Annotated in this window: 10 protein-coding genes and 2 riboswitches; all 10 genes read left to right on the forward strand. The window is 65.3% G+C overall.

What is annotated here, in order from left to right; translation table 11 throughout:
- The first annotated feature begins 258 nt into the window (after positions 1–258).
- Positions 259–378, forward strand: a riboswitch (FMN riboswitch).
- Between the two features lie 102 nt (positions 379–480).
- The 10 genes from NE609_RS15770 (at position 481) to NE609_RS15815 (ending at position 10,111) form a co-directional block, all read left to right on the forward strand.
- Positions 481–1,041, forward strand: coding sequence for an ECF transporter S component (locus NE609_RS15770; protein WP_256153065.1), 561 nt, complete (start codon positions 481–483; stop codon positions 1,039–1,041).
- Positions 1,042–1,096: 55 nt separating this feature from the next.
- Positions 1,097–1,190: riboswitch (SAM riboswitch) on the forward strand.
- 120 nt (positions 1,191–1,310) lie between these two features.
- Positions 1,311–3,095 (forward strand): N-acetylmuramoyl-L-alanine amidase, encoded by a 1,785-nt coding sequence (locus tag NE609_RS17890; protein ID WP_256153066.1) that lies wholly within the window; start codon positions 1,311–1,313, stop codon positions 3,093–3,095.
- Entirely contained in the window at positions 3,092–3,838 is a 747-nt protein-coding gene (locus NE609_RS15780; protein WP_256153067.1) for a hypothetical protein, read from the forward strand. The genes NE609_RS17890 and NE609_RS15780 overlap by 4 nt, the downstream gene beginning before the upstream one ends.
- A 52-nt stretch (positions 3,839–3,890) precedes the next feature.
- On the forward strand, positions 3,891–5,075 hold the full coding sequence (gene metK, locus NE609_RS15785) for a methionine adenosyltransferase (protein WP_256153068.1): 1,185 nt from the start codon (positions 3,891–3,893) through the stop codon (positions 5,073–5,075).
- 60 nt (positions 5,076–5,135) lie between these two features.
- On the forward strand, positions 5,136–5,465 hold the full coding sequence (locus NE609_RS15790) for a hypothetical protein (RefSeq protein ID WP_121586950.1): 330 nt from the start codon (positions 5,136–5,138) through the stop codon (positions 5,463–5,465).
- 87 nt (positions 5,466–5,552) lie between these two features.
- Positions 5,553–7,775, forward strand: coding sequence for an ATP-dependent RecD-like DNA helicase (locus NE609_RS15795; RefSeq protein WP_256153069.1), 2,223 nt, complete (start codon positions 5,553–5,555; stop codon positions 7,773–7,775).
- Positions 7,768–8,496, forward strand: coding sequence for a ComF family protein (locus NE609_RS15800; protein WP_256153070.1), 729 nt, complete (start codon positions 7,768–7,770; stop codon positions 8,494–8,496). The genes NE609_RS15795 and NE609_RS15800 overlap by 8 nt, the downstream gene beginning before the upstream one ends.
- A gap of 71 nt (positions 8,497–8,567) precedes the next feature.
- Positions 8,568–9,584 (forward strand): rod shape-determining protein, encoded by a 1,017-nt coding sequence (locus NE609_RS15805; RefSeq protein WP_256153071.1) that lies wholly within the window; start codon positions 8,568–8,570, stop codon positions 9,582–9,584.
- 72 nt (positions 9,585–9,656) lie between these two features.
- Positions 9,657–9,839, forward strand: a complete 183-nt coding sequence (locus NE609_RS15810; protein ID WP_101549328.1) for a spore coat protein — start codon at positions 9,657–9,659, stop codon at positions 9,837–9,839.
- 8 nt (positions 9,840–9,847) lie between these two features.
- On the forward strand, positions 9,848–10,111 hold the full coding sequence (locus NE609_RS15815; RefSeq protein WP_121586947.1) for a spore coat protein: 264 nt from the start codon (positions 9,848–9,850) through the stop codon (positions 10,109–10,111).
- Positions 10,112–10,261 lie beyond the last annotated feature (150 nt).

Raw genomic sequence — 10,261 nt, forward strand, 5'->3', positions numbered from 1 at the left:
CCCATTTCTTGTCCGTACAAGAAATGGGGCCGCCCGCCGGGGCGGGACCCGGCAAGCTCCGCCGCTTCATGAGCGGCAAATCCAAGCCTGCCGTCGGTGGGCCACCGGCAAGCTCCGCCGATCTCCGAGCGGCATATCTAAAGCGCCGCCGCCCGCCGGGGCGAGAGCGGAAAGCTCCGCCGCTCCTCGAGCGGCAAACCAAAGGCCCACGGCAACCCCCTTGACAAAACGGTCACATGCGCTATAATAAAACCACAAAGTCTGTTTCAGGGCGGGGTGAAAGTCCCCACTGGCGGTACAGTCCGCGAACCGGCGCAAGTCGGCCGAATGGGTGCGATTCCCATACCAACGGTATAGTCCGGATGAAAGAAACGGCGTATATTCGCGGATTTTCCGCCGATATGCCCGCGCCCTTGAACCTTGGTTCAAGGGCGTTTTCAGTTCCCCGGCAGGCTCCAAACATTTTTGGAGGTATGACACATGAAAGCATCCCAGACCACCCGCAAGCTCACCACCATCGCCATGCTGGCCGCCGTATCAATCGTGCTGGTCGCGCTCATCCGCATTCCGTTTCCGCCCGCGCCCTTCCTCGAGTACGACCCTGCCGATATCCCGATCTTTATCTGCACCTTCCTCTACGGGCCGGTGGCGGGGCTCGGGCTCACGCTCGTCGTGTCGGTCATCCAGGGCACGACCTTCAGTGCGGGCAGCAGCATCATCGGCATCGTGATGCATTTTCTGGCGACGGGCACCTTCGCGCTGCTCGCGGGGAACATCTACCGCCGCCGTCGCACCCGTTCGGGCGCGGTGGTCGCGCTGGGGGCGGGCGTCGCGGCGATGACCGTGGTGATGGTATTCTGCAACCTCATCTTTACGCCGATCTTCATGGACACCCCGATCGAGGCGGTCATCCCGATGCTGCTGCCGGTCATCATCCCCTTCAACCTGCTCAAGGCGGGGGTCAATGGGATTGTCACCTATTTCGTCTACAAGCCGATCGCGCGGTTGGTGAAGCATGAGCATTCCGAACAGCCCGCGTAATGCTTGACATTTTCTGGCGCATCCTGTAGAATAACAAAGACAACTGAATAGCTTTACCTTATAAAGAGCGGCGGAGGGACTGGCCCTGTGAAGCCCGGCAACCTGCATTGCAAGGTGCCAAATCCAGCGGTATGACCGAGAGATGAGGAAATGATAGCGTCCGGCATATCGCCGGGCGCTTTTTGTTTTGATTTGACAGGAATTGGCCGCAGGAAAACGCGGCCGAATCCCCACTGTATAAGAAATATTGCGTAACAGGGGGTAAACAGGTGAAAATAGACGGAATGTGCAGAAAACTTATTTCCACGGCGCTGGCGGCGGCGCTCTGCGCGGGGGTGGCGGCGCCCTCCCTCGCGGCGGGCGGCTACAACGATTTCGACGCGATCACCAGCCATGTGAATCTCAAGGTGCCCGCCCGGCTGACTCTGACCCGTCCGGAGAAGGACGTCTCCACCTCGGCGGCCGCTTACTTCATCACGGGCGGCTCCGACCCCGACGAGAAGCTGACGATGAACGGCGAGGCGATTTCGGGCCGGGGGACGCGCGGCAGCTTCGGCGTGCTCGTGGCGCTCCAGAAGGGGGTCAACACCTTTGTCTTCCGCAACGGCGGCCGTTCGGAGGAGATCAACATCACGCGCGGGGCGGACACCCCCGTTACGATCACCAACATCCGCAGCGCGGTGCCCTCCTTTGACTGCGCGACCTACTCGGGCGAGACGATCAGCCTGCAGTGCACCGCCCCGTCGGGCGCGCAGGTGACCGCGACGGTCGGCGGGCGGCAGGTGGCGCTCAAGCAGGCGGCGGCGACCGCCGTGGCGGGCGTGCCCGCGACCTTCTCCGCCAAGACGACGGCGGGCGAGGTGGACGGCACCCGCAACCTCGGCCCCGTCACCTACACGATGACCTACAAGGGCAAGACGAGCTCGGTCAAATCGGCGGGCAGCGTCTACCTGACCGGCAGCGGCAGCCGCCTGTACGTCGAGGTGAAGAACGTGGCGGCGAGCGTCTATAAGGACGCGGCGGCGAGCGCCTTCATCGAGACGGCCAAGGGGGGCGCGGTCGACTATGTCACCGAGGTGGGGAACATGTACCACCTGTCGACGGGCGGCTGGATCCCCAAGGAGTCGGTGCAGCCGCTGGAGGAGCAGGTGAACATCCGCAACAGGGTGTCCGACGTCTCCTTCGAGCAGGCGGGCAGCGGCGAATACTACACCTTCCACGGCACCGCGAACACGATGTTCCGGGCCTATATGGACGGGGAAAAGCTCTATGTGAAGCTCTTTAACACGACCGGCATCGCGGACTATGAGGACGGCATGGCGGACGGCAGCGACCTGTTCGACGCGGTCAACGTGACGGAGGAGGACGGCGACACGGTCATGCAGTTCCTGCGGTCGGGGTCCCGGCGGCTGTGGGGCTACGACATCAGCTACGACGACGGCGACGTCATCCTCTACGCGAAATACGCGCCCCGGGTCTCGGGCGGCAGCCAGCCGCTCTCCGGCGTGACAATTGCGGTGGACGCGGGCCACGGCGGCGCCGACCCCGGCGCGATCGGCATCCCCGGCACGGGCGGCGCGATGGAGAAGGACATCACCCTCGCATCGGCGGTCGCGGTGCAGAAGCGGCTGGAGTCGCTCGGCGCGAAGGTCGTGCTCTGCCGCACGGGGGACGACGACGTGGACATGAACAAGCGGATGCAGATCACGCTCGACAACCGTGCCGACCTCTTCATCTCCCTTCACTGCAACAGCCTCGCCTACACCAAGGATATGAACACGATCGGCGGAACCGAGGTCTACTACTTTGAGCCGATCTCCAAGAGCCTCGCCTCAACCCTCTCGGCGAACGTGGCGGGCTATACCGGGCGCACCAACCGGGGCGCGAAGCAGTCCAACTACCGCGTGACCCTCAACGCCTTCGCGCCGTCGGTGCTTGTGGAGATGGGCTTTGTCACCAATCCCACGGAGTATGACAGCATGACCAGCCGCAACGGCATCTACCAGACCGCGAACGCGATCGGGGACGGCGTGCTGGCGGTGCTGGGCGTATGACGCGCGCAAGGGTTCTGGCCGGCCTGCTCGCGCTGCTGCTGGCGCTGGCCGGCTGCGCTGCGCGCGGCGGGGAGGTTCCGCCCGCGGACGCGGGACCGGCGGCGCCGGGTCCGGCGGAACCCGCCGCGCCCGGGAGCGCTCCGGAGCCGGAACTCCCGGCGGAGCCCGACTACACCGATCCGGCGGTCTGCCAGGAGATTTTTTTCGCACCCTACGGCAACCTGATCTACGCCGAGGGCTGGGAGCGCTGCGAGGACCTCGGCCCAGACTCCCTCTTCCAGTTCACGGTGCAGAAAAACTACCACATCTACATGTCCAAGATCGACTACGCCGAGCGGTACGGCCCCGAATGGGCGCGCGTCGACCCGCCGGTGGACGGGGAGGGCTTTGCGGCCTATCCCGCCGAGGAGGTCGAGGCCACGGCGCTCGCCTACTTCGGTGCGCCCGCCGACTACCTGCGTACCGCCTATTCCTACGACGCGCAGAAGAACGTCTACCAGATGCGGGGCGGCGGCCTCGGCGAGGAGTGGTGGCCGCGGGTGCTCTCCGCCGAACGGGAGGGGGACCTGCTGCGCATCTCCTACGAGGTGTGGACGGAGGGCTACGCCGTCCGGGACGGCGAGGGAAACGTGTCCGAGGCTTCCGGACAGAAGGTCTATTCCGCCGTCATGACGGTGGAGCTTTTGGACGGAGGCGGCTTCCAATACCGGTCGGTGCAGGTCCTGCCGGAGGAAGCGGTGTAAAATTTGTATATTGAAGCCCGGAGGGGCTGGACGAAAGGAAGTTCGATAGAAGATGGCCAAGTACCTTTTTACCTCGGAGTCAGTAACCGAGGGACATCCCGACAAGATCTGCGACCAGATTTCCGACGCGGTGCTCGACGCGATCATCGCGAAGGACCCGCAGGCGCGCGTGGCGTGCGAGACGGCGGTGACCACCGGCATGGTGCTCATCATGGGGGAGATCTCCACCAACTGCTATGTGGACATCCCCGCCGTGGCGCGCGACGTGATCAGGGGGATCGGCTACGACCGCGCGAAATTCGGCTTTGACTACGCGACCTGCGCGGTGCTGACGAGCATCGACGAGCAGTCGGGCGACATCGCGCTCGGCGTCGACGAGGCGCTCGAGCAGAAGCAGGGCGCGGGCGACGAGGCGGATTCGACCGGCGCGGGCGACCAGGGCATGATGTTCGGCTACGCGTCGGACGACACCCCCGAATTGATGCCGATGCCGATCTCGCTGGCCCACCGGCTGGCCAAGCGGCTCTCGGAGGTCCGCCACGACGGGACGCTCCCCTATCTGCGGCCGGACGGCAAGACGCAGGTGACGGTCGAATACGAGGACGACGCGCCGGTGCGCGTCGACGCGGTGGTCATCTCCAACCAGCATTCGCCCGACGTCTCCCTCGAGCAGATCCGCGCGGACGTGATCGCGGAGGTCATCGACAAGGTGATCCCCTCCGAGCTGATGGACGACCGCACGAAGATCTACGTGAACCCCACCGGCCGGTTCGTGATCGGCGGGCCGCAGGGCGATTCGGGGCTCACCGGCCGCAAGATCATCGTCGACACCTACGGCGGCTTCGGCCGGCACGGCGGCGGCGCCTTCTCAGGCAAGGACCCGACCAAGGTGGACCGCTCGGCGGCCTACGCCGCGCGCTGGGTGGCGAAGAACATCGTCGCCGCCAAGCTCGCCCGCCGCTGCGAGGTGCAGGTGGCCTACGCGATCGGCGTGGCGAACCCCGTGTCGGTCAACGTCAACACCTTCGGCACCGGCGCGGTGCCCGACGACCGGCTCGCCGAGGCGGTGACCAAAGTCTTCGACCTGCGCCCGGCGGCGATCATCCGCACCCTCGGCCTGCGCCGCCCGATCTACCGGCAGCTTGCCGCCTACGGCCACATGGGCCGCGAGGATTTGGGCGTCAGCTGGGAAAAAACCGACAAAACCGACGCGCTTTTGGCCGCCGTGAAGGGATAGGGCCCAAAACGCCTCACACAAAATCACCCCGGAACATAGGATGTTCCGAGGTGATTTTTTATGCTGCACATCCTGGGAATCGGCCTGCTGTCGGTCTTCGCCTGCATCGGGTTCATCCACGCGGCCGCGTGGCTCGCGGTGCGCCTGAGCCGGAAAGGCAACGGGGTTTACAAGGTCGTGCCGGTCGGCGGGGAAGGGAAAAATTCGGGCGACCAGATGTCCCTCTTCTACGCCTGCCTCCAGTGGGAATCCAACCCGAGCGGTCAAGTGCTTCTGCTTTACGACGCGGGCCTCGACGAGCGGGCGGCGCGCGACTGCGAGGAGCTCGCGCGCGGCGCGGGGGCGCGTTTCGTCCGCTCTCCGGAGGAGCTGGCGGAGTTGCTGCGCTAGGGGCCGCAGGCTCCCGGCGCGCTTGCGCTTTCCCGCGCGGACGGCTATAATGATAGCTGTAAATCTTCGCGCGGGGAGGGAAGGAACATGGAGCTTGGCGAACGCTACCGGCTGGAGGGCGGGGTGGAGACGGTCATCTTCCACAGCGAGCAGACGGGCTTTACGGTGCTCGAGCTTTCGGCCGACGGCGAGCTGGTCACCGTGGTCGGGGAGTTCGCGGGCATCGCCGTCGGCGAGACGCTCATCGTGGAGGGGGTGTACGCCACCCACCCGAAATACGGCCTCCAGCTCAAGGCGGACAAGTATGAGCGGCTGCTCCCGGCGACCGCCGCCGCCATCGCCTCCTATCTCTCCTCCGGTGCGATCAAGGGGATCGGCCCTAAGACCGCCGGGCGGCTGGTCGCGCGGTTTGGGGACGAGACGCTCACCGTGATCGAACAGAATCCGGCAAGGCTCACTGAGGTTTCCGGAATTTCGCCAAAAAAAGCGGAACAAATTTCCAATGAGTATCGAAAATTGTTTGGTATACGGACTGTAATGCTATATCTGGCGAAAATCGGCGTTCCCGCGCCCTTCGCGATCAAGGCGTGGAAGAAGTTCGGCCCCCAGGCGCAGGAGATCGTGTCGCAGAACCCCTATGTGCTCTGCTGCGAGGAGATCGGCGTGCCCTTCGAGACGGCGGACGCCGCGGCCGGCGCGGCGGGGCTCGCGCCCGACAGCTTCGAGCGGATCGCCGCGGGCATCCTGCACGTGCTGCGCCACAACAGCATGAACAACGGACACACCTGTCTGCCCGAACCGAAGCTGCTCGAGACGGCGGCGCGGCTGGTCGGGACGGACAGCTACCACGCCGCCGACGTGCTCGAGGAGCTCGTGGCGCGCGGGGAGCTGGTGCGGCTCGATGTAAAGGGGGAGCCCTTCCTCTACGTCCCCCGCTACTACGAGGCGGAGTGCTACATCGCCTCCAAGCTCGCCCTCATGCGCGACCAGAAGGGGGAGGGCCTCACCCCCGATCTCGAGGCGGCGATCTCCGCGCTCGAGCAAAAGCAGGGGATCACCTACGCGGCGCTCCAGCGGGAGGCGATCGTCACGGCGGTCACCTCCCCCCTCATGATCCTCACCGGCGGCCCCGGCACCGGCAAGACGACGGCGATCTCGGCGATCATCCGCCTGCTCGGGCAGATGGGGGAGAAGGTGGCGCTCGCCGCGCCGACCGGGCGCGCCGCCAAGCGGATGACCGAGCTGACCGGCGTGGAGGCCAGGACGGTCCACCGGCTGCTCGAGGTCGACTTCGACGACGGCTCGGGGGTCACCAAATTCAAGCGCGGGGAAAAGAATCCGCTGCCCTGCGAGGCGGTCATCATCGACGAGACCTCGATGATGGACACGCTCCTCTTCGAGTCGCTGCTGCGCGCCGTCAAGTTCTCCTGCCGGCTCATCCTCGTCGGCGACCCCGACCAGCTGCCGTCGGTCGGCGCGGGCAACATTCTGAGCGACCTCATCGCGAGCGGCAAGCTCCCCGTCGTGCACCTGTCGGAGATCTTCCGGCAGGCGGCCAAAAGCCTCATCGTCACCAACGCGCACGCGATCGTCTCGGGGGAGGACCCGCGGCTTGACGCGCGGGACAACGACTTCTTCTTCCTGCCCGAGCAGCAGTCGGCGCGCATCTGCGCGACCGCCGCCGACCTCTGCGCGCGGCGGCTGCCCAAGAGCTACGGCTTTTCGCCGATGTGGGACATCCAGGTGATCGCGCCGACAAGGGTGGGCGCGGCGGGCACCGGGGAGCTCAACCGGGTGCTCCAGCAGGCGCTCAACCCGCCCGACGAGCGCAAAAAGGAATTTTCCTCCGGCCCTCAGACGCTGCGCGAGGGGGACAAGGTCATGCAGGTGAAGAACAACTACGACCTCCTGTGGGAAAAGGAGGACGGCGAGGAGGGACTCGGCATCTTCAACGGCGACATCGGCGTGATCGAGCTCATCAACCGCCCCTCCTCGTCGATCATCGTGCGGTTCGACGAGGGCCGCCGCGCGGAGTACTCCTTCGACATGGCGGGCGAGCTCGAGCTCGCCTACGCGATCACCGTGCACAAGAGCCAGGGCAACGAGTACGACGCGGTCATCCTGCCGCTCGCGGAGGGACGCAGCCGCATGTATTACCGGAGCCTGCTCTATACGGCGGTCACCCGCGCGAAAAAGCTGCTCATCATCCTCGGCTCGGCCTCGGCGGTGCGCACGATGGTGCAGAGCCACAAGCGGACCCGCCGCTACGCCAACCTGCGGTTTTTGCTGGGGGAGGTGTGCGATGGCTAGCCTGTGGGAGCGCGCGCTCACCCTGCTCTTCCCGCACAAATGCTTCCTCTGCGGGCGGGTGCTCGCGGGAGAGGGGTGGCTCTGCGGGGAGTGCGGTCTGCCCGAGACGGCGGGGGAGGCCTGCCCCGGCTGCGGCAAGCGGCTGGACCGGTGCGTCTGCGAGGCGTCCGGCCCGGTCTGTGACGGCGTGTCCGCGGCGCTCTGGTATGAGGGCGGCGTGCGCCGGGGCATCCACCGGTACAAATACAGCGGGCGCAGCTATTACGCGCCCTTCCTCGCGGCGCTGATGGCAAAGCGGGTGCGCGGCGACTTTGGGGACGGGGCGTTCGACCTCGTCACCTGGGTGCCGCTGCACCGCAAAAAGCTCCGCCGGCGCGGGTTCTGCCAGACCGAGCTGCTGGCGCGGGAGCTTTCCCGGCGGCTGGGCGCGCCCGCCAAAGGCGGGCTCCTGGCCCATACGGGAAAGGGCGGCGCGCAGGCGCGGCAGGAGGGCGCCGCCGCACGGGAGCACAACGCGCGGGAGGCGTTCTCCCTCTGCCGGGGCGCGGCGCTCAAGGGGGAGCGGGTGCTGCTCGTGGACGACGTGCTCACGACGGGCGCGACGGCCCGCCGGTGCGCGGAGCTTCTCAAAAAGGTGGGCGCGGGGGAGGTCCGCCTCACCGTGGCGGCTACGACGCCCGCCGGGCAGAGGAAAATGGCGGCAAATGGCGGGCGGCGTTGAATTATGCTGTAAATTGTTGTATAATGATGCGGTAATGAATCGGGCGGGGCCCGTCAGGGGGACAAAATCGTATGAATTCAATCGACATCGGGATCGACCTGGGAACGGCGACGGTACTCGTCTATAACGGCGCGCACGGCATCGTGCTGCGGGAACCCTCGGTCGTGGCGATCAACACCCGCACCGGGGACGTGCTCAGCGTGGGGGACGAGGCGCACGACATGCTGGGCAAGACGCCCGCGAAGATCACCGCCATCCGCCCGCTGGAGGACGGGGTCATCTCCGACTACAAGATGACCGAGGCGATGATCAAATACTTCATGAAAAAGGCCTGTCCCAACAATATGATGAAACCGCGGGTGGCGCTCTGCGTGCCCTCGCTCATCACCGGCGTGGAGGCGCAGGCGGCGGTCGACGCCGCCGTGCAGGCGGGCGCGCGCAGCGTCTACCTGATCGAGGAGCCGGTCGCGGCGGCGATCGGCGCGGGCATCGACATTTCCCGGCCGAACGGCAACCTCATCCTCGACATCGGCGGCGGCACGAGCGACATCGCGGTGCTCTCCCTCAACGGCATCGTCTGCAAAACGTCGATCAAGCTGGCGGGGGACAAGTTCAACGCCGCGATCATCAAATACATGCGCTCCCGCTACAACGTCCTGCTCGGCGAGCGGATGGCCGAGCGGGTCAAGATCGCGATCGCGAGCGTCGACCGCGACGCGGAGGACGCATCCTATGAAGTGAAGGGCCGCCACCTTGCGACCGGGCTGCCGACCAAGGTGCTGCTCACCCGGAAGGAACTCTACCCGGTGATGGTCGAGCTGGTGGGCGAGATCCGCGCGGCGGTCCATTCGGTCGTCGAACGCACGCCGCCCGAGCTTGTCGGGGACATCTTCACCAACGGCATGGTCATGACCGGCGGCGGCGCGATGCTCCACGGCATGGATGTCTATATGTCCCGCGAGCTCAAGATGCCGGTGCGCCTTGCGGAAAACCCCGTCGAATGCGTCGCGGTTGGCACCGGGCTTTCCTTCCAGTATATCGACCAGCTCGTGGACGGGTTTGTGGCTTCCTCCACCCACCGCCACTGAGCGGTCAATCGTATATTTGCCTCCTTTGGTTGGAATACTTTAGGTATCCCAATTGAAGGAGGTTGTTTTTTTATGCCTTTGACGTCCAAAGAACTTTCCGCCATCGAGGACCAGCTCGGCGTGGAACAGACGCTCGTCAAAAAGTTCGCGCTTTATGCCCAGATGACCACCGACCCGCAGCTCAAGACCCAGTTTGAACAGAACTCCGCGAAACACCAAAACCATTATGACCGGCTGCTTCAGCAGCTGGGTTAGGAGGGCGTATGAACCAGCAGAAACCGTTCGGCGACCGTGAAATGATGGAGGACGTGCTTTCGAGCCAGAAATTCGTCACCGAGGGCTACAACACCTTCGCGAACGAATGCGCGTCGCCAGCCGTCATGAGCGAGCTTATGAACATCCTCAATGAGGAACACCAGATCCAGCACGAGGTCTTCGACGAGATGGTCAAGCGCGGCTGGTACCAGACCGAGCCCGCCCCGCAGAAGAAGATCGACCAGTGCAAGCAGCAGCACGCGCAGGGCTAAATCTTGCCGCTCGGGGAGCGGCGTAGCTTGCCGGTAGTCGACCGGCGGGGACCTTCTTAGGTTTGCCGCTCGGGGAGCGGCGTAGCTTGCCGGTAGTCGACCGGCGGCGAGTGACTTTCTTTACGTCAAAGAAAGTCACCAAAGAAGGAC

The organism is Anaerotruncus sp. DFI.9.16 (assembly GCF_024461615.1).
Classification (GTDB): Bacteria; Bacillota; Clostridia; order Oscillospirales; family Ruminococcaceae; genus Anaerotruncus; species Anaerotruncus massiliensis.

Coding starts and splice junctions, on each gene's coding strand:
- NE609_RS15815 (WP_121586947.1), top strand. CDS start 9,848: ATGAACCAGCAGAAACCGTTCGGCGACCGTGAAATGATGGAGGACGTG.
- NE609_RS15780 (WP_256153067.1), top strand. CDS start 3,092: ATGACGCGCGCAAGGGTTCTGGCCGGCCTGCTCGCGCTGCTGCTGGCG.
- NE609_RS15790 (WP_121586950.1), top strand. CDS start 5,136: ATGCTGCACATCCTGGGAATCGGCCTGCTGTCGGTCTTCGCCTGCATC.
- NE609_RS15805 (WP_256153071.1), top strand. CDS start 8,568: ATGAATTCAATCGACATCGGGATCGACCTGGGAACGGCGACGGTACTC.
- metK (WP_256153068.1), top strand. CDS start 3,891: ATGGCCAAGTACCTTTTTACCTCGGAGTCAGTAACCGAGGGACATCCC.
- NE609_RS15800 (WP_256153070.1), top strand. CDS start 7,768: ATGGCTAGCCTGTGGGAGCGCGCGCTCACCCTGCTCTTCCCGCACAAA.
- NE609_RS15795 (WP_256153069.1), top strand. CDS start 5,553: ATGGAGCTTGGCGAACGCTACCGGCTGGAGGGCGGGGTGGAGACGGTC.
- NE609_RS15770 (WP_256153065.1), top strand. CDS start 481: ATGAAAGCATCCCAGACCACCCGCAAGCTCACCACCATCGCCATGCTG.
- NE609_RS15810 (WP_101549328.1), top strand. CDS start 9,657: ATGCCTTTGACGTCCAAAGAACTTTCCGCCATCGAGGACCAGCTCGGC.